12 protein-coding genes are annotated in these 20835 nt (G+C 37.6%); all 12 read right to left on the reverse strand.

Annotated features, from left to right (window positions below):
* Positions 1-93 precede the first annotated feature (93 nt).
* The 12 genes from R2Q85_RS22530 to R2Q85_RS22585 all read right to left on the reverse strand — a co-directional run bounded on the left by R2Q85_RS22530 (position 94) and on the right by R2Q85_RS22585 (position 20416).
* The gene (locus R2Q85_RS22530; protein ID WP_316814061.1) at positions 94-1191 is read right to left on the reverse strand and encodes a metallophosphoesterase; all 1098 of its coding nucleotides are present in this window, start codon (positions 1189-1191) and stop codon (positions 94-96) included.
* A gap of 70 nt (positions 1192-1261) precedes the next feature.
* Positions 1262-2947, reverse strand: a complete 1686-nt coding sequence (locus R2Q85_RS22535) for a DUF4983 domain-containing protein (RefSeq protein WP_316814062.1) — start codon at positions 2945-2947, stop codon at positions 1262-1264.
* Positions 2948-2957: 10 nt separating this feature from the next.
* Positions 2958-4973, reverse strand: a complete 2016-nt coding sequence (locus R2Q85_RS22540; protein WP_316814063.1) for a M60 family metallopeptidase — start codon at positions 4971-4973, stop codon at positions 2958-2960.
* Positions 4974-5010: 37 nt separating this feature from the next.
* Complete coding sequence (locus R2Q85_RS22545; protein ID WP_316814064.1) at positions 5011-6774, reverse strand: DUF4983 domain-containing protein; 1764 nt, start codon at positions 6772-6774, stop codon at positions 5011-5013.
* A 21-nt stretch (positions 6775-6795) separates the two neighbouring features.
* The gene (locus tag R2Q85_RS22550) at positions 6796-8415 is read right to left on the reverse strand and encodes a DUF5008 domain-containing protein (protein WP_316814065.1); all 1620 of its coding nucleotides are present in this window, start codon (positions 8413-8415) and stop codon (positions 6796-6798) included.
* A gap of 97 nt (positions 8416-8512) precedes the next feature.
* Positions 8513-9268 (reverse strand): fasciclin domain-containing protein, encoded by a 756-nt coding sequence (locus R2Q85_RS22555; RefSeq protein WP_316814066.1) that lies wholly within the window; start codon positions 9266-9268, stop codon positions 8513-8515.
* Between the two features lie 16 nt (positions 9269-9284).
* A complete protein-coding gene (locus R2Q85_RS22560) occupies positions 9285-10808 on the reverse strand; it encodes a RagB/SusD family nutrient uptake outer membrane protein (RefSeq protein ID WP_316814067.1) in 1524 nt (507 codons plus the stop codon).
* A gap of 20 nt (positions 10809-10828) precedes the next feature.
* Entirely contained in the window at positions 10829-14050 is a 3222-nt protein-coding gene (locus tag R2Q85_RS22565; RefSeq protein ID WP_316814068.1) for a SusC/RagA family TonB-linked outer membrane protein, read from the reverse strand.
* A gap of 35 nt (positions 14051-14085) precedes the next feature.
* Positions 14086-15129 (reverse strand): DUF5007 domain-containing protein, encoded by a 1044-nt coding sequence (locus R2Q85_RS22570; protein WP_316814069.1) that lies wholly within the window; start codon positions 15127-15129, stop codon positions 14086-14088.
* Positions 15130-15132: 3 nt separating this feature from the next.
* Positions 15133-15795 (reverse strand): fasciclin domain-containing protein, encoded by a 663-nt coding sequence (locus R2Q85_RS22575; protein ID WP_316814070.1) that lies wholly within the window; start codon positions 15793-15795, stop codon positions 15133-15135.
* 29 nt (positions 15796-15824) lie between these two features.
* The gene (locus tag R2Q85_RS22580) at positions 15825-17471 is read right to left on the reverse strand and encodes a RagB/SusD family nutrient uptake outer membrane protein (RefSeq protein ID WP_316814071.1); all 1647 of its coding nucleotides are present in this window, start codon (positions 17469-17471) and stop codon (positions 15825-15827) included.
* A gap of 8 nt (positions 17472-17479) precedes the next feature.
* Complete coding sequence (locus R2Q85_RS22585) at positions 17480-20416, reverse strand: SusC/RagA family TonB-linked outer membrane protein (RefSeq protein ID WP_316814072.1); 2937 nt, start codon at positions 20414-20416, stop codon at positions 17480-17482.
* Positions 20417-20835 lie beyond the last annotated feature (419 nt).

A 20835-nucleotide genomic window follows, 5' to 3' on the forward strand; every position in this document is an offset into this window, starting at 1 on the left:
TGTGGGAAGGATGGTAAATCCAGCTGTAGCCAATGCACTACTTCTAATAAATTCTCTACGTTTCATTTGGTATTTTTCACTTTTTAATATAAATTAATATTTAGGCGGTTCAATCTCCAGTTCATTCTTATTTCCTTTCTCATCAACTTTCCACCATCTTTCGTTTTCAAACAAAGCTGCCTGGTGGTCATTTCGGTGCTGATTAACATCTAAGCCCAGCACCTTTCCGCCATAGTAAAAGCCAACGTTTCCAGGAACAATCGTATGTCCAACAACAATCCGCTTTACCTCATACAACTTCAACGTTTCATTAACCTCCAACTCAGTCGCCTTTGGCTCTTTAAAATAACCCCGATACCAAAACAATGAGGTTGCCCCTTTAAAAAAAACAGGAATAGTAGTATCACCAACACCCTTCAAAACTTTTGCTTTATCATAATATGGTCTGCACTTCTTATTGATCTCAGAGAGTGACATTTTAAGCTGATTAATCTGCGGTGCAATACCTGCATGGGCACATAAATTATCTCCGATCCTTTCAATCGTATTCTTTGTCCTCAGCCATTTGCCCAGTTCCGTATCCTGATCATATAAACTCATATAATCTACGCCCATCACTTTCGCACTTTCTATATATTTATGCTGTACATATCTCAAATCACCTGAAAGGTTCATAATATCATGATTCCCTAAGATCACATGCACATAACCGCCAGCCTTTTTTGCCAATGTTTCCAATTTATACAGCAGCCATAAACATTCCGGCACTTGAGAACCCCGATCAAACAAATCTCCACAGAGCACTAAATGACCTTTCCCAAAAGTCCAGTTGTACTTTTCATCAATTACCTTATTGGCCAAAAGCAAGGCCCGGAATCCTTCGAACTCACCCTCCACATCCGACACGAAGAATAACTTGTCCGGCTGTTTAAATTCCGAAGGCTCATTCTTTAAATAAACACTTAAATTCAGCCTAAAATCCCAATTTTTATGACCAGGGAATTTCACCGATATTTCAACACCTTTCTTGTCCTTTAGATTAAATGCCTCTTCAGTAGCTGCTCCCTGCTCCACTGATTTTACCAGGATCTGGTTTTCCCTATATAGTACATAAGGCCCGTCATGAAGCTGTCGGGCAGAAAGTTTCACAGCTAATAGGCAAAACAAATAAAAGAGTGCTATTTTCATCATATCAGGGGCTGAACCAATGATAATTTAAACTTCATTAATTGTAACTATGATTTACCATTATTTAACCAACCTATTTTATAAATTCTGGTTCAAATTCTTTAATAAACGGTTTGCCACTAATATCATAATCAGGCAAAACTTTTACATTTAGCCAATACATCATCAATGCACCGATATCAGCGCTGCTCGGCTGAAAAGAATATGCGCCTGTTGATGGGTTGACCGTCGATTGTGAAGGTGAGTTGGTACCTAGTGAGCTCCAAGCATAAGGGCCACCTATAACCATATCATAGCCGGTTGGAGCTGTATTTTGAAATACACCCTCTGCACCTTCATCCATTTTCCAAAATCCAATTAACGAACTAAAATTAGGATGTTGAGTGATATTCTTTAGATTTAAATTGTTTTGGATAACAGTTGGATCTAAAGCGGTTTGGAAATAAGCCAAATTTGCCATATAGAACTCCAATGCCGTACCAGATGAGCCAGGCCTAAAACCTATTCTTAATGGCTCGGCTGTCGTTAAATTAGTAGTACCCCAATTAATCGGCGAAGCAGAAGGAACACCATCAAAATAGTTCTGAGCTGTTCTCGTAGTTGCATTTACCCGTTTTACAGTTGTAGTTAGTGTATGCCAGGTTCCATCAGAAATATTTCCCTGGTCTGTAGCATTAAATCCAGCAGTATGATACATACGCCATTGATTAAGCCAAGTACCCCATGCCCAACCAGTTCTAACAGTTGGAGAATTGGGATAGCCATTACCTTTTGAAAAAAAGGTGACATAGCCTGTTGAAGGTTTAGCTACTCTTATTTGGGCCTGTACCGTAAAGTCTTTATCGTTAGAAGCGCTGTATAGTCCATTATCATTTGGCACCGAAGCAATGATGTTGTTACCGGCAAACAAAACCGTATTAAAACCCTCTTTCTTCATCTCAAGCGATTTAAACAGCGGATGACATGCAAATAAGAAACCTGGTGATGGATTAGTGCCACTACCACCATGATTCGTAGTTATAACTATCAACCAGTCTTCTTTATCATAAGTTTTTCTGGCTTTTACCGCATTTATGATCTCTTTCACATAGCCATCAGCTTTTAAAATTGCATCCTTATATACTGTATTGGTTGCCACATAACCACCATTAGCACCCGCTGCTTCTACTTCTCTAAAATTAACTACAACCGTGCTTAACTGCGAATATTTGCCAAGCAAATTAACTGTTGAATCTTTTACGGCTACATCTGTACTAACAATAGGTGTATAATTTGCTATTCGAACATAATTGCGCAGACTATCCCAAGGGGTGATAAAAGCAGTTTTTGTATCTTTTACACTCATGATCAAGTCGAGCACATTTCTACGAATGGGAACACCATCATGCTCTCCGGCGCCTTCTGCAGGTGTAGGTTGAAAATTTCCTTGAGACACCAGATGCTTATTATAAGTTGCACCTGTAACCATACTTACCCAACTAGCTGCATCGGTAGATACTGCCGATTTAAATGTTGCAAAGCTGTATTTAGCATTTGGAACAAGCTCCATAATATTAGGTGGGGCTATAGTTTTCAACTCTGAACCTGTTGTACCATCTATACTAATCACCAATATTTTTCTGGCTTCTGGATTTTTTACAATCAGATCTTCGAAAACTGGTGGTGGGTTATCGAATTTTTTGCACGAAGGCAATACAGCAATCGCACCCAACAAAGCAAGTACGCCACCTAAAATATTTCTATTAAATATCATTTTCATCTATTAATAATTATTGAATAGTTGCTAAGTCTGCAAGTGTAGCTACCTGCGTGTTTGCCCAGTTGTTGTTTAATACAATCCTAAAATACCTGGCATTAACCGGCACATTAAAATTGGCATTAAAAATTGTAGTGTTATTAGGAATTTGAAAGGTACCAACACTAGTAAAAGTGGTGTTGTTAGTACTTGAAAGTATTTCAATATCCTTTACTCGTGATGTAGTAACAGTTGATTGTACAAACGATAAACCTTTTACAGGTCTTATAAATTGAGCATCGAGTGTTAAAGTAAAAGGAAATTGGTTGCTTGATGACGTTTGCCAATAAGTAGCATTGTCGTTATCTGTTAAAGCTGGCGTTTGTAACGTTGCTGTGCTAGATTGACTTGATGCTCCGGCAGCTCTATAACTGGTGAAGTTGATATTAACTGTACCGCCAGCTTTGGTCATAATATCATATGTCCAAAGATTTTTCGTTAGTATAGGATATTTATTAGCTATTTTTAGTTGCGATACCGCACTAACAGAAATACCCCATTGATAAAAGAATGGCATTAGGTTAATTCCAGTATAATCACAAGACCATTCGTAAAAATTATCTTTTTTATCCTGATCATTATTGGCTAAACGTGGTGCATGTCTGGCAGCTTTATAAATATAAGTTATCAAACCATAGTCATCGGTGTCATCTGTTCTTTTCCTATTATATAACTCCATTAATTGTACAAATGGAACTGTTCTTGCAAAAGAACCATTTTCTCTGCCACTATTTAAATTTACATCGAAATTCTTACCTGCTGCTGGAGTTGGTGTTACTGTTGTTACTGGTATGGTTAATAGTGTACTAGCCGCATGAGTTAAACCCTCTGTATTCCATTCGTTAGGCGGGTGCAATATTTTAAAATCTTGCCCATACGCCTTTGCAACTTTGTAAGAAAATAAATTATTGGTACTTTCACCAAGTGCCGACCAGTTCCAGGTTGTATTTTGCTGAAGGTTATGGCCAAATTCGTGATAGGTACCCCAATTTGGTTTTGGCTGATTAGTTCGCAATTGATTTAAACTCACCCAAGTTTGAAACCACTCGCTGCCATTATAATTCATCAAACCCATAAAAGGAAAACCAGAGTGGCCTGCTGCAGTTGGGTATCCGCTAATTTGTATATCAACCGTTCCCCTCCACGGCCCCTGTGGGCTTCTGTCTTTAATATCAGGTGCATTATCAGATAAGCCCATCCAACCATTAAAATGATCTTCAAAAATTTTGTTCCATTCTGTCATCAACTCGGTTGGCTTGTTTAATGGATCTGAAACAGAAGTAAATTTGGCTACCAGCAAATCTCTTGGCACCAAATAAATTACCCGCTTACTTCTTAGCTCCAACCAAGGCACTTGCGAGGCTCTTACCTGTGCCATCCATTGTGCATCGTTTGATTTACCTAACTCAAAATCGGGTGCCAAACAGGCACCGCTAATGATAAATTCAACCGGGTTAGCAATAGCAAAATCGGCAATAATGTAGATATAACCACCATATAAATTCCTAATAAAGTTTGCACCCGGATAAAGCTGTTTTTTATTTACCATAATAGGATCGCGTAACAATACGGGTAAACCAGTTAAATTATCTGTATGCCCACCAACCTGTATGGTTAAACCATTTACCCCAGCCGGCACCACCAGTTTTACCAATTCGCCGGGTGCAGCATAATATCCGGTACCAAACCAAGGCTGTGGTGCTACCGAAATACGAAGATTTTCTGCAGTTTGATTCGTAAAGTTCATATCCAACGTAAATTTGGCATTTGCCACCCTTGGTTCGGTTTCGCTAACCAAACCGGGGAATACCCGGGCCTTAGTATACGCAGAACGATCAACAACAAGCATACTGGTATCAACAGTTATATTCTTCTCATTGCCCGATGCGTTTTCAACGCCATCTTCGAATTCATATCCATACTTTTTACAACCGGCAAAAACCAATAATGTAATAAGTAGAGAATTACCTAATATGTGGTTAATTTTCATCTGTCTATATTTTTTTTTCATTGTGATGAAACTATCTTTAATTTGTACCCAAAGCTAAATAAGTAGGCGACCATGTGCGACCGGTTAAACCCCAACTGGCTGCCGGGATAACACCTAGCCAATTGTAAATTTGGAAAGGCAAATCAACATTATTTGGAACAGTACGGTAAGCAACACCATCTATCTCAGGATTTATATTCGGTGTTAAATCCGAAAAATTAGACCATGTAGTATTGCTCATAATAAAATTATTACCCTTTCCAGATTTATCAAACAAAACATTCTCCTTTCCTTCTTTCATTGGCCACCAACCCAACAAATTATTAAAATACTGGCTCTGAGGATTTACTTCCCGCTTCATATAGCCAATCATGTCAGCGTCTGATATAGCCACATTATATATAGCAAGGTCTCTCAAAATAAAGTTAGTGACATTTGAAGTGGTAGTTGCTTTACTAACACCAATATGCATGGCTGCTCCATTTGTATTTGTTAAATTTCTACCATCTATATTTGCTGTATTTCCCTTTACTCCATCCTGAAAAAGTGTAACGTATCTTATTCCTCCATCTGTATATATTTTAAATGCCAGCGTATGCCATAATCCGTCTCTTAGTAATGGCCCTGTAGTTGTAAATGCATTACCCATACATACATAATAATAATTCCCCCAAAACATATATGTCCAACCTGTTGAAGTAAGGGTAGATGTTCTTGGAGACAAATAAGTTGATTCTGGCATCTTACCTAAAAAGTAAGAATAGTCAGCATTATTAACCGCATCGTTACGTATCTTAAATATTACGGTATAATTACCTGAAGTACCAAAATCTCCGACGGTGGTGTTGTTAAGAACAGCAAGGCTGGTATTAGCGGTAGTAGACGTAAATCTCGCAGCAGATCCCGCATAAGGAATTTCGGTTGTATTAGGCTTATTATAAATTCTACTATCAAAATTTGGATTATAAAAAGCTACATAAGTATTTTTAGCTGCCTCTCCAAATAATGAGATGTCTGTAGTTGGAACTGAATTATCCACACCACCCTTATTAGATGCGATTACAACTAACCAATTTTCGTTATTAAACTGGCTGCGAGAACGCAATGAGGTTAAAATTTCGCCAAGATAGCTATCCAATATTCGTATTGCAGATACATAACCTGCATTACCGGTGTTGTAACCTGAGCTGGCGCCTGCTACCTCTGCACTGTGAAATTGCGCAACAACCAAACTGGCATCGGTTGTTTTTAACTTATCAACCACCGCATTTTTAGTTTCCTGATCAGCGTTGTAAACCGTATGTTCGGTAGCGTCAGTAGCCAAATTTGCATCAAAAGAGACACTGCTTGCAAAAGAAGCTGTTTTAAGATTTGGATTAGTTTGTTTTAAGCGCGTAAACAACGAAGGATAAATGGCCAATGCATTACCTGCAAAACTATCAGAAATAACTTTGTGGAAATTTACATTTACACCAGTCATTAAATCAGCCCAACTGCCAGCATTGGTTGGTGCTATTCTTGTACTATCATTTAACCCAACATAACTATAGGTGGCATTTTTATTGATTTGGACAATATTTGTCGGTCTGATTGAAGCCACTATCGAGCCGCGAACACCGTCCAAGACTACATACAATACTTTCTTGGTACCCGCGTTTATGGCCGAGGTATCATTTTGAGGGTTCTGGGACAGAATCTGATTAAAATCTTTGTTACATGAGCTGATAACAGCAACCAATACCCAGCAAGAAAGCATAACCAAAAATCCTCTGGCCATTTTAATACGATTAATTTTTTTCATATTTTTAATATTAATATTCCCTTAATTTTGGATTTCTACCTTTACTATGTTATGCACAATATTGTTGTTAAAACGTGAGATATTGCCTACCAAAAACACAGCAGGATAGCCATTAGGTGATACTACTTCGAGCATATCATAAACCGTTCCTGCAAAAATACCTGTATTATTATACCCGCTAGCCAATGTGCCATTGTTTTCTAGCACCATAAAACCTTGTCGTAATATGTTTCTGTAGTGGTCAAAACTTCCCGAAACAATTATTTTACCATTGTTTAACTGGGCAGCAAAGGTAACTACGCCTCCACTAATGCTTGGAAAAGTAAAACCTGAACTAATCGTTCCATCAGTATTTAATAATGCTACACCCATCAATGGTTGACCGTTAAATGAAGTGAAATTGCCCGCAACAACAATTTTATTGGTAATTGCATTATAAGTAATTGAACTTATAGGACCATTTGCGCCAGTGCCTGTAGCAAATGTTTCATCTACCGTGCCCTCCGCTTTTAGCTTAACAATTCTATTTTTGTTTGTGTTATCGAAACTGGTAAAATCACCTACCAATACCAAACTGCCATCAGCCAGCTGTAAAGCATCAACAATTGATCCGTTACTGGAAGGAAGCGCAACTTTTGAAGACTTATCATAACGATAAGTAGAATCCATACTGCCATCCATTTCCATGCGTACAACTTGGCTTATACTGGTATAATCATAAACTTTAGTATCGTAGGTTGATCGTTCGTAAAACGTTTTGGCATATCGGTTAAAATTTCCTACGGCATACACCCGGTTGTTGAAATTGAAAAGTCGTCTAACTAAAGGACCTCTTGTGTTACCTGTCGTATTTACGCCACCATTAAAAGCCGGAATAGTATCACGATTTTTGGTAGGGTCATTTGGAGTTAGGTTTACCACATCTGTAAAGGTGGTATCAAGTGTACCATCAACATTTAAACGGGTAATGCTATTGATGTTAATACGGTTACTTCGCCTGGAATTAAAGCTACTAAAGGCTCCTCCAATTAATATTTTACCGTTTTGATCACCAGAAGTAATGCGGTTAATAGAATAGATTACGCCATTTGCGCCTAAGCCAAATTTAAGTGAATTATCTAAAACTCCAAGTGCATTAACCAGTACTATCCTATTAATTAATGAACTTTCTGTCTTGGTTTTTTCGTAATCTAAAAAAGCTCCTCCTAACAAAAAGCTTCCGGAAGGCACTCTAAAAATATCATTAATGGGATAATCAGAGCCATTTACCACTGCAAAACTAGGCTCTATACTAACCTTACCTGCAATTTGCAATGCAGGGCCAAAGTAAGTTTGATTATCTAAATTGGCAGTGCCATTGCTTAAAGTAACCCAAACACCACCTGTACTGGCATCTTGTGGTACTTTAAAGCGGATCAAATCGGTAGTCAATTCAACTATTTCGGCTTCAAGTTCGTTTACATAAAGCTTAAATTTACCCTCATATTTTTTCAGCCCTTTTACATTAATCTCTACAGTCTCTCCCGCACTAGCTACGGCCGGATAAGGTGCTTTGGTAGAAAATTCGATCCCTAAACTGGCTTTACCACCAGCATAAGGATCTTGGAGCTTTACCTCATTTTTTTGGCAGGCAACAAACATGGCTGTCACAATTAATGCGCAACAAGTAAGAGTGCACCATCTATTTGATTTTGAATGAAATATCATCTTATAAATTCATTAAAATTTAAAAATAAAACTATGGTGCCGGATTAATTCCGGCCGCCAGGGCTTCGTTTGCGAACAATATGCTCGAAAACCCAAAATTATGCTTGTTGACGACTCCAACGACATTGTTATTAACATCAAATAGCGCTGCCGCCTGGCGCAACACATGTATCACACCATTGGTAGGCTGGATATCTGAAGTAGCTACCGGCACATTAATTAAACTCTGCGTGGGCTTTGTTCTATCTTGTATATAAGACAGATACAATTGGCGATACCCTGAGTATTTAACGCCACCGGCATCATTAAAAATAACGCCAACGTTCATAATCTCGCCATCATATGAACCATAGGCTTGCCCTGGATATGCGGTAAAGGCCAATGTATCTAACTGTGGGTAATCTTTTAGCTTATTTGTACCCTTAAAAATATATTGTGCTAATACTTTTCTCCAAACTGAAGGTTTAATTTGGGTATATTGTTTAACAGTATCCTGACCATTTAAAAACAATACCTGATTTAAGTACCTAACTGATTTTACAATTGATGAACTGGTTGGGGCAAAAAAAGTAACGTTTTCTTTATCCAAAACTTCTTCCATGCCAGCTAGTTTAATTACTTGTAGTGTGGTATCAAACATTACTTTGTTTGTTTTTAGGTATTCTAAAATAGTACCGTTAAAAGTCGGGTTGTGTACCCCACTATCGGTATAATAATCTTTTTTACAAGACGAAATGCAGATGGCAGTGGCAATGACCACTAAAATCGCAAAAGCTATTTTTTGCATGGTATTTATATTTAAATTATCTCCAGTAATTGTTTAGTGTCATGTATGGGTTGTTATCCAATGCAGCTGCATCTATAGACCAGGTCCATGCGCCATTGTTAAAATCGGCAGGCGATATCGTGGTGCTAGGCTTAATTTCACTCAATGATCCACCAGGAAAAATACGCCTGGTTCTAACCAGGTCATAATAATATTGGCCTTCTAAAAACAGCTCCCTGGTACGTTCCAAATAAATATCATAGGCTAAAGTTGTACCTGTAGAATTCAATGGCGTTTTGCCTGCACGATCGCGAACAATATTTGCAAAGTTAACGGCAGTTGCATCATCACTAAGGTTGTTTGCTGCTTCTGCTGCCAGGAGCAACATATCGGGTAAGCGAAAAATTACCATATTGTCATCATTTTCAATACTGAAATCTGTACCCGTAACAAATGTATTGCTGTATTTTTTTAATTGGAAGGCGGTTGTTCCTAAATCATAAGTCTCCAGCCATACATCCCTTCTCAAATCAGGCTCTCCCTGTGGAAAAAGTTTTTGCATATAGGCGGCCTGAAAAAAACCATTACTTGAAGTTCTTGAAATATTCCCTTTAAATGGATAATGTGAAAACATACCTGAAGAATAGGCCCTATAAGGTATTCCTTCTCCATAGTTAGTATTCGAAATTATTTCGAACAGCACTTCTGACGTACCACCTTTAAATAGTTTTTTGTTATTCTCAATAGTAAATGGTTTAATTAAGCTATACTCGGTATAGGTTGCCAGTTCATTTGCTAAAGCAATAGTAGTTTCGTAATATGGTTTTTTGTCATCTTTAGCAAAAGATGAAGCCCACATATTCATGTGCATTAACAAGCCTATAGCGCCACCCCTCATTGCACGATTACCATTTTTGCTTTGGTCTTCATAACGTACCGGCAAGTCGTTTTTAACGGCCATTAAATCAGCAATGGCATTTTTCATCACTTGTACCTGATCTAACCTTGGCAGTGGCTTTTCGTTATAAGCATTGGTATAATAAGGTATATCGCCATAAAGCCTAACCATATAGAAGTAGCAAAGGTTACGTAAAAAAACAGCTTCTGCTACGTATGTTTTCTTTTTTGTTTCACTAATCAAACCGGCATCCATATTACCCACCTCTTGCACCATAATGTTCGAATTTTGGATAATGTCGTACCAATCTTTCCAATTATTAATACGGCGAAAGTATGTTGAAGCTACAGAGTTACTTGTAGTATTAGCTAGATTTGCAACCCTTATATCATTAGCAATAAAAGCATTCATATTAGGAATATTACCAACGGTAGCGTTAGAACATCTTAAATCTGCTGCGTTATTCAAATAATTACCTTCTGAAGTTAACTTAAGCCTCAACTTAGCATACAATGCATTGGTAAAAGCTTCCACATCATTTTCAGATTTCCAAAAGTTATTTCCAGATAAGTTATCAATTGGTGTAACATTTAAGAACTTTTTACAACTTGACAATCCAATAAACACAATGCCTGTTAAAAGGATATATATAATTTTTTTCATATCTATATTTATTTCAAAAATTAAAATTCAACATTTAATCCTAACGCATATTGCTTGCTGATTGGGTATCCACCCGAGCTGTCTCTCCCTAATGCGGTAACCGCCTCAGGATTAGGCCCTGAGTAATTAGTAAGGAATCCTAAGTTTAGTGCCGATAAGTATACACTAACCCTGTTCATTCCAAATTTTTTAGAAAAGGATTGATTTAGATTGTAATATAGTTTTACAGAATTAAGTTTAAAGTAGGTTCCATCTTCTTGAAAAAGCGTTTGTGCATACCGGTAGGGATCTATAATTGATGAGCGGGTATAATCAAACGGGTTGGCATAAACAGCTCCTGCTGAGCCTACACCTTGCCAGTAATTGTACTGCGAAAGCGGTACCATATTACTTAATGCATAAGGATTATTAAAGTTCCTGAACTGGGCGGCCAATGCATTATTTAAAATATCCCTGATTAAGGTAAATGAAGTATTTACCTCGAAACTCCAATTTTTATATTGAAGCAAAGCGCCCAAGCCACCTGTTATTTGCGGTTGCGAGTTACCCGCTACCACCCTATCGTTAGCATCTAATACATAATCGCCATTTAAATCAGTATAAATAGGGTCTCCTGCTCTAAAATAATTAACCACACTATTACCGCCGGTCCGGTAGCGCAAACCTGTTGCAGGATCAACAGGTACATCTCCATTCGTGGCGTATACCCCTTTATTATGGTATAAATAATTAGAAAGCGAGTTAATACCTAGCCGGCGATAGATATCTTGTCCGGTCTCACTATCCGCATCAATTAACAATCTAACCCCATCAGGCAAAGCGGCTAAAACCTCTTTATTAATGGCTATCGAACCAAATATATTTAACTTGAACGGACTTCTTGGATTTAAAGGGCGAGAAGTCATTTGAACTTCCCATCCGTAGTTAACGTTTGCCGTTTCTATCGAAGTAACACTACCAAAAGAGTTGATGTTGGCAATGTTCTTTTCGCGAAAAATTTGAGTAACCTGTTTGTAATAGCTATCAAAACTTACTGTAAATTTACCTTTAAACAAGCCTAAATCAATACCCCCGTTCAAAGTGGTGTTTTTAGTAGGCTCTAAGCTCAAATTTGGTAACCTATCATTAACCAATACTACACCAGGCTTATTGTTATATTGGTAGGCTTTGCCACCGGTATATTTACCATAAACATCGTATATATTTCCATTAGGTGCAATATTGCTACCATAACTGGCTCTAATGCTGGCGTAATCTAACCAGTTATCTTTTGCCTTAATGGCAAAATTTTCACGATCTATATTCCATTTTACAGCCACTGAAGGATTTTTTCTATACCCTGCTAATGGACCATTTACCGAACTCCCATCAACACGGTAATTAAAATCTACCACGTAACGTGTTTTGTAGTTATAGGATAACTGACCCGCAAACGCTACTGACCGAAAATCTGTAAAGTTATCTAAAGTACCCCCTAAACTTTGGTTATATTCTGGTACGGCAGTATATGGGCCCAATATGTTATCGTTACTTACCCGGGGGTTATCAATTACATCAGCCTTAAAATTAGAGCTGTTTATTTCGGCAAAAACAAATGCATTGAGGTTGTGCGCATCTTCGCCTTGTTTATCCTTAATAGAATAAACATAGTTTAAACTGGTACGGTTATATAATTTGGTAGAGCGATCGTTGTAGGCATAATAATTACCAAATCCATTTGACTTTACGGTTGGCGTAGCGCTAGATTCTCCGTTAATAGCCGCAGGGATAAAAGTATCTTTAGTACCAGTGACGTTGGTATAATTTAAAGTTGTACTTGCTTTTAGGTTATTTATAATTTCATAATCCAACTGTAAAGTTGCAAAAGTATTTAAAGTTTTGTTACTGTTTTTGGTTTCTAATGTACCTAACACCTCATTCACAGCCGAATATAATGATGGAGAAGGCAATAATGAGGATGCGGAGCCGCCACTAGCAACTCCTGTATTAATTAAACCACTACCACTACCTAAACGCTGCTGTTGTATAGAGTTATTCAGCTGACCCATCATTTTAAACTTCCTGCTCGGGTTATAAGTCATATTGGTATTAATGTTATATCTGGAAAAGCCTGTGTTTTGCTGTACACCCTTCTCATCGTACAGACCTAAAGCCACCTTATAGTTAAAAGCCACATCACCACCAGAAATACTTAAATTATGGTTCTGGTTGTAGGTGGGTTTGTAGAAATACGATTGCCAGTTTGTAGAGTTGTTATAATAAGCATTTAAACTATCGGATAGGAAATCGATACCATTAACCATATTTATGGCATGTAAATAAGAGGTATCGTTTTGCAAAATTTGGCTGATACGGATCATACGCTCATCTTTACCTCCAATTACGCTACGCAATTGAGGTACTGTACTTAAAAATGTTGAACCATTATAGCGGACTACCGGAACTTTAGAGTTACCTCTTTTTGTGGTAATTAAAATAACACCGTATGCACCGCGGGATCCATATAGTGCTGTAGCGGCCGCATCCTTCAGTACCTCTATATCCTCTATATCTTCGGCGGGGATTTGAGACGCCGGAGATACGCCCGGGCCTGCCTGTTGGAAACCATAAGAAAAAGTTGCATTATCATCAACCGGTACACCATCTATTACATATAATGGAGAAGTAGGTGTCAAGAAAGCACTATTACCCGATCCGCTGGTATTAATATTGGATAAGCCCCTTACTGATACGTTGCCCCTAAAACCGGGCGCACCAGTATTGTTCTGTATATTTAAACCCGCAACTTTACCTTGTAATAACGAAATTACATCGCCAGTTGGCGCACCTTGAATTTCCTTCGCCGATATTTTTACTGATGAACCAGTAGTAAGTGCTTTGGTTTTAGTGATGTAACCAGCCGAAGATTTAACCTCAACAGTTCTTAATTCATTAGGAGAGGGTTCTAAGGTAACATTGATTGTACGCCTGTTATTTACACTAACAGTAGTATGTTTAAAACCAATGTACCGAAATTCTAATTGAGCATTTGGTGCTACGGTAACCCTATAATTACCATCAATATCTGTTTGTCCAATTACCAACTTGGAACTCACCAATAGGATACTTACTGCAGGTAAGGTTTCTTTTGTACCCGAACCACCATCAATTACCTTACCGGTAACGGCTATATTTTGTGCATAAGTAGTTTCAACGCTACTAATCAGCCACACAAATACGATTGCGTAAAAATATTTCATCATCAATATATTATGTTTAGTAATTCGTCTTGCTTTCATCAATCATTTTCAAATTTAGGTTGCTCGGTAGTAAACCAAAAGATGATTTCCCAATCTCCTTCCTGATAAATATTAAAAGGTATAGATACTAGTGCTTGTTCTAAACTGTTTCCCGCTCCCAATCTGTTAAATCTAAATATAGGGGTAGCCTTTGTTCCAGCTAAATTGGTGTATTTTGTAGGATAAGCACTTAAAGGGATAGGATAGGCTACTTGATAGGTTACCTGTTCATTGGTTTTAACCATATCGAAACCATGTACCACATTTTCCCACTGTGTGTTAGCAAATTTTGCAGGGTCAATAGTATTAAACAAAGTATCAACAAATTTAAAGCTAAGGCTATGCCCCGTGTTGCCTGCCGCTCCAGCAGGCTTTTTATTAAACAAAACCCTTACGTCGTTACTATTTAATAGCCTACTGGTGCGCTTGCCACGAATATTGGATACACTTGCCCCAACCGTAGTGCTTAGTGTTTGACCACTTACAATATCTGTACTGTATGGTTCTACTGGAATTTCGCGATAGGGCATTAACTTAAAATCTTGGAAATAACGTCTGCCACCAGAGTTAGATACCTCTACATCGAAAACATAGCCCGAATCTGGTTGTACCTTCACAAAATCGCTTTTTGCGGGATGCCACATTACAAATTGGCCAGAATGTGGGCGAATTTCGAATAATTGATGGTTTTCGATTGTGCGTTTAGCTTCAATAGCCGACAAAGATGTTTCGGTTCCATCATAAGCGGTTTTCCAAACTTTTACAGGGAAAAAATCACGTAGCTCTGGTGCATCCTCACCATTAAAACGGCGCATGTTTACCAGCTTAAAATCTAAAGGTACCGAAGAACTTGCAATATTAAAGTTTCCACTAAAAACAGTTGTTCTACCTAAAATAGGCTGGTAAATAGTTTGCGTAAATCGCGAATCTGAGCCTAAAGACAACCTATCATCGGGTAGATTCTTTTTACAGGCAAATAATGCAATGGCCATTAATGGCAATAGAAGTAATTTTTTCACGCTATTTGTATCAAATCTGTACATATTTTACTTGTTTAATCGCGAGGTAAACTCATTAAATCCAAACACATGCAATGGGTTAAGTACATATATTATCGCATTACTTGTTTTAATATTTACTACCGATATTTGTGCACGTTCCCAATAAGCTCTCACAAAACCATTTTTGGTATCAGAAAAAGTTACGCTTTGCGGCCCGCCGGCAACGTAGCCAGAAGCATCTAACTTATTATACTGGATGTGCATTTGCTCGCCAATTTTTATGCTGGGTACATAAATGCCATCCAAAAATGCTTTAAAAGCATCGGTGGTACGTTTCTCGGCAATAATGTATTTGCACATCATAATGTTCAGTTCTTCAATCGTAGCAGTATTTAAGTTAATCAAGGTTCTGCCTTCGCTTTTACGCACAAAATTTAAATCGCTAAGGGCTGCTATAAAATTTTGATTGGTTGGTGCAAACAAGGTTACCTGCTCATTAGTTAAAACATTTTTCAATTCCGGCAAGCGTTCTAATACCTTCAGCAACGAATCATAAGTATTAGGTTGTGCCTGTAGGTAGGCAATTGCATTTCCATCAAATTCCTGCAGTTTGTTTTCTACATCATAATAAGGAGAATCGTCTTTACAAGATGAGATAGACACCGATGTAATTAGTAAAAACAGTAAAGCTTTAGTATAATTTTTCATTCTATTTTTCATTTTCCTTAAAATTATGCTTATTGCCAAAAGGCATTTTGTGTTATAGCAGGGTTGTTATTAATTACCTCTTGCGAAACCGGCCAATAAATCCCTCCTTGTGCTTGTGCCTGGGCAAAGGTTAACGGCACACCATTTTTGTATATAAATGGCCCTGATAGATTTTTTAGCCGATTGTATCGAATAAGATCGTACCATCTCCAGCCTTCGCCCATTAGCTCACGTCTACGTTCTGCAAAAATCTCCGTAATCAAATCTTTAGTAGAATTTTCGGCATAAGGTGTTGTATTTCTTAGTTGTGCCGCACGGTTTAAAGCTCTAATTGCCTCTAAGCGCTGACCCAATACGGCCAAGGCCTCGGCTCTTAACAAGGTAATTTCTTCTAAGCGCGTAAACAATATGGCTGATGAGTACATTAAAAATTTGCCCGATGGCTGATCGGCATTTCCAATAGCTCTTATTTTACTGAAAATAGGTCTTTGCGATGTATAATTGGTAAAATAATAAGGCTGATAAACAATGGCAAATGGATCATTTCTCTTCGCATCGGCAGTAGCAACCGAATCAACACTGAAACGAAAATCTCTACGATCGGTAAATATTGCCCTGATGCTATCTTTAGGCACAAAAATTTCTGGTTGTGTTTTAGGAATAATCGGCTCGGCCAAAGTTAGTTCTTCTATATGGCCGGTAGTGGTAGCGCCAGAAAAACCATACTCAAAAGAAAAAGCGATCAATTGTGTGGCACGCTTGTAAAAAAATGGGTTTACTGCATTTGAACCTGAAAAAGTTCCGGTTAATTCATTAATAGTAAGGTAGCGAATATTACTAGCTGTTTCTACCAACTTTGGATAATTGTCAATCACAAATTTGGTATAAACTTCGCAGTCTATATAATCTTGTTGCCAAGCAGCAATATGTGCCAATATACAATAAGCAGATATCTTTGTAAAGGTAACACCATTCCATTGGCCTATGGCATCGCTAAAATATAAGCCTGGCAAAATTGGGTCGTTACTACCATACCTAAAGGGTAGCACTTGAGCCGATGCCATTAAATCATCTTTGCAGTAAGATAATACCCTTTCTTTAGATGTACGGGGCAATTGGGTAAAATTACCATCGCTGGAAGAAAGAATCAATGGCACATCGCCCCAAATGCGTACCATATAAAAGTAGGCAAATGCACGCAATGCTTTAGCTTGGGCAACATCCACCTGATTGTTTAACTTGGTATAGCGGGCATCATTTTGTATAATTTGGGCAGATTGCTCAATAAAAACGTTGCAAGCATTGATTACCGCATAAAATCTTCTCCAGTTTGTAAGGTTGTTGATAACCGGGAACGAGGCGTTTAAACGGCCTCCTATAATTGCTTTTAAATCTTCCCTACTCGTTGATACAAAATCTCCATTTCTCAAATCACCCATTAACCATTGCGTATTATCACTAGCCAATGCTGAACGCATTAATGCATAAGCACCTATTAAGTTGGTCCGTGCATCCGAAATCGTCTTCCAAGCCTGTTCCTCGGTTTGTAAGTGGTTTGATTCTACATTTTCGATTTTTTTGCATGAAAAATTTAAAACCGCAGCAAGGATAATTGTAATAGCTAAGCACATGTTTACCAAGCGATTGCTGTATATATTTTTATAAATCATAATCATTCCCGTAATTATAAATCCAATTTAAAGCCAAGTACAAATGTTCTTGGGATAGTGATGTTAGCTCCATCGTATAAACCTGTGTAGTTTACCAATTCGGGATCTAATCCTGTAAATTTTGTTAAGGTAAACAGATTCATTCCGGTAGCATATAGATAAGCTTTTTTGATACCTGACTTACTTAACATTGAAGTAAAGTTATAACCCAAGGTTGCAGAGCGCAATTTTAGGTAAGAGGCATTCTCTAAAAACAAATCTTGATCTTGTCTATATGGAACCGCAGCACTCCAAGGGTTGTAGATTGGATAGGTTTTAACTCCATCAATGGCTTGCCACGAATAAATTTCTCTTACTGCGGTAATATTATTTGCCGATTCGCGGTTTACAAAGTCGTATCGGCCAGCATCGAAGCTATTAATTGCTTTCTGCCCAACTGCAAAGAAAATGTTTAAATTTAGATCGAAGTTTTTATAGCTTAAAGTATTGTTCCAACCACCTGTTAACTTAGGCAAACGATCACCTGTTAATACTTTATCTTTATCGTCAATACGATAATCGTTATTATAGTCTATCCATTTTGGATCGCCTGCTTTCAATGGTATACCACCAAAATTTATTTTTTGGTTATTTGATGGATTAGTAGGTACTTCGGCATCGGTATTATAAATACCTACATTTGTGTATAACCAATAGCTACCAACTGATTTACCAACTTCTAACTTATTGTTTTGGTATACCAACTCTTTCATCCCACCGGGAAGTGCAGCTACCTTATTTTTGTTATAACTGGCGTTTAAACCGGTTGCCCAGCTAAAACCATTTTTGGTTTTAACCACATCTGCATTTACCAATAACTCTAACCCTTTGTTATTGATTTCGAGGCCTGACTTATATTCGCTGGTATAGCCTAATTCCTGCGGAACTGGTGTATTAATTACCTGACGTTTATCATCACGATTGTATGCAGTTAAAGCCAAACTTAAACGGTTATTAAACATAGTTGATGATAATGTAACATTGGTACGATCGGCATAAGGCAATGGTATACCATAACCTACATAACCACTGGTATATGGCCTGCTTGCTGTAATAATGCCCACGTATCCAGGTATAGTTGGCTCTGATGGAAACCCTGCCTCGCTACGGTATTGTGGGCCTGCGGCAAACCGGTCATCTGAAAATAGGCGAACAATACGTCCCCAACCGGCGTTTAAATCTAAACTATTAATAGTTTTATGATTGTTTAACAATGACTTGCCTATATGCCATGTACCACTAAATGAAGGTGAAGTTACCCACCGGCTATCGGGTTGGCCGTTAGAGGCACCATCTCTGCGCACAATAGCATTAAAATCAAACAGATCTTTATACTTGTAATTTGCATTGGCATATAAAGAAAACAGATTGCTCTTAGTTTGATCTAAAAACCTGAACACATAAAAATCCGGATATGCATTTAGATAGTCATCTTCACGTATGTTACCCAAAACTTGGATAATCTTAATAAAATCATTAGGCCCGTTGTAACCTTTTGTGTAGTTATATTTGTAGGTATCGCTCTGAAATTGTTGACCAATTTGCGCTGTTAACTGATGGTCTTTGTTATTCAGGTCAAAATCATAGCTGGCTGCATTGTTAACTATCAATCGCTGGTTATAACCAAAGTAGGTAGATACAAAACTAGCACCCGACATTAATGTAGATGGAACAAAATAATCACGTATACCTTCATTATAATCGAAAAGCAATGAACTGCTTAATTTTAAACGTTTAAGATTAGCTGACAGGGTTAGATTACCGTTTAATAATGTAGATCTGTTTAAATCTGTACCATTAGCTGATTCACTTAAAAACGCGGAATAATTTGTGCTGTTTGGTGATATAGGTATCCGCAAATCGGGTATGTAGCGTGCTTCTGCAAAACGATCTCTTAAACTGGTATTCCTGTTTCTATCTAATCGAGTTGCATTAATAATGGTTGATACGGTTAACCATTTAAATGGCGCCATATTTACAGCAACAGAAAGATTGTATTTATTTAATGCAGTGTGGTCAGCATTACCAGCTTCCTTTGTTCCGGCACCAAAAAAACGGAAGTTGGCACGCTCGGTACCTCCAGAAATACCTAAATTAGCATTATATGATGCTGCTGTATTATAATATAAATCGTTCCAATTTGAAGGTCCAAAATAATCAGAATTCGTTTCGTCTCTTAAAAAAGCAGGATAGCTGTCATAATTTTCTGCCGTGGCGTACTTTTGATAAAAAGGTGCCCTAAACTGGTTTTCGTAAGTACCGTTGGTAGTATATACTTTAGGCGAGGTAGCAATACCAAAATACGAATTTACGCTGATGCTTCTTAAACCGCTTTTTGCTTTCCTGGTATTAATATATATTGCACCGTTTACAGCATTGGGCCCAAGTTTAGCTAATTCAACAGGATCTTTTATAATCGCAATCGATTCAATATCATCAATATTAACCTGAGAAAGCAAATTATTGGCCGGCCCTATACGTGAATAATCGTACTGTTGTATATCATAAGTAAAATTATTATCTAATGCCAACGGAACGCCGTTAAGGTAAACCGTAGGTTGCAAAGCAGCAAAATCTTTTTTATTGAATACTAAGCCAGAAGGGCCTCTTACAAGTATACACTGTTCAGTACCAGGTTCTCCGCTTGTTTCTTGTACATATACACCAGCCAGATTTCCCTTAATCATTTGCTGCAGAGACAGGTTAGGAATATTTTTAGTCCTATTAATATCAATTGTATCCCTTAACTGACTGTATTTTGTTAGGGACTTCAACATGTTCCCTATGGTATCTACCTGTAAATTCTTTTTCGTGGTATCCTGCTGTTGCATAGCAAAAGACAGGCTTGCACCAGAAATTCCAAAAACAGATAAAAGCAAGACAATAATAATGCTTGTAGAAATTTTAACCATTTTATGAGTTTAATTAAGTTTTAAGTGTTTTTTAAGTATCCTTTCGCAAAGGGCCTTACCATCCGGAAAGACTTTTGGTTTTAAATATTATTGAATTGATAAGTGTGGTTTCTAATGGTTGATTGGTTCGGTCAAATTATTATTAAGGTTATCCTTAGCTGAACAATTTTAAGGATAATAAGAAGCAATAAATACTCATATTTTGCGTTTAATTACCCGTATTTTGATTAGTTCGTTTTCAATTCTGTTATAATAGCCTGTCTTGCTTGCTGTTGATTAATTGTTTAAATTATTGATAGGATAAAGTTATACGCAAAGCAAACTAATAATCATATATATCCAGTACAAAGCCTTCACCAAAATAATGTACGATTACAGCGCTATAAATCAATGTCTTACATAAAATAAAAAAGTGATCT

The organism is Pedobacter heparinus, assembly GCF_032678725.1.
Taxonomy (GTDB): Bacteria; Bacteroidota; Bacteroidia; order Sphingobacteriales; family Sphingobacteriaceae; genus Pedobacter; species Pedobacter heparinus_A.

What these genes read in the sequence shown, in the direction of transcription:
- R2Q85_RS22530 (WP_316814061.1), bottom strand. Translation starts at nt 1,191, where the DNA reads ATGATGAAAATAGCACTCTTTTATTTGTTTTGCCTATTAGCTGTGAAA.
- R2Q85_RS22535 (WP_316814062.1), bottom strand. Translation starts at nt 2,947, where the DNA reads ATGAAAATGATATTTAATAGAAATATTTTAGGTGGCGTACTTGCTTTG.
- R2Q85_RS22540 (WP_316814063.1), bottom strand. Translation starts at nt 4,973, where the DNA reads ATGAAAATTAACCACATATTAGGTAATTCTCTACTTATTACATTATTG.
- R2Q85_RS22545 (WP_316814064.1), bottom strand. Translation starts at nt 6,774, where the DNA reads ATGAAAAAAATTAATCGTATTAAAATGGCCAGAGGATTTTTGGTTATG.
- R2Q85_RS22550 (WP_316814065.1), bottom strand. Translation starts at nt 8,415, where the DNA reads ATGTTTGTTGCCTGCCAAAAAAATGAGGTAAAGCTCCAAGATCCTTAT.
- R2Q85_RS22555 (WP_316814066.1), bottom strand. Translation starts at nt 9,268, where the DNA reads ATGCAAAAAATAGCTTTTGCGATTTTAGTGGTCATTGCCACTGCCATC.
- R2Q85_RS22560 (WP_316814067.1), bottom strand. Translation starts at nt 10,808, where the DNA reads ATGAAAAAAATTATATATATCCTTTTAACAGGCATTGTGTTTATTGGA.
- R2Q85_RS22565 (WP_316814068.1), bottom strand. Translation starts at nt 14,050, where the DNA reads ATGATGAAATATTTTTACGCAATCGTATTTGTGTGGCTGATTAGTAGC.
- R2Q85_RS22570 (WP_316814069.1), bottom strand. Translation starts at nt 15,129, where the DNA reads ATGTACAGATTTGATACAAATAGCGTGAAAAAATTACTTCTATTGCCA.
- R2Q85_RS22575 (WP_316814070.1), bottom strand. Translation starts at nt 15,795, where the DNA reads ATGAAAAATTATACTAAAGCTTTACTGTTTTTACTAATTACATCGGTG.
- R2Q85_RS22580 (WP_316814071.1), bottom strand. Translation starts at nt 17,471, where the DNA reads ATGATTATGATTTATAAAAATATATACAGCAATCGCTTGGTAAACATG.
- R2Q85_RS22585 (WP_316814072.1), bottom strand. Translation starts at nt 20,416, where the DNA reads ATGGTTAAAATTTCTACAAGCATTATTATTGTCTTGCTTTTATCTGTT.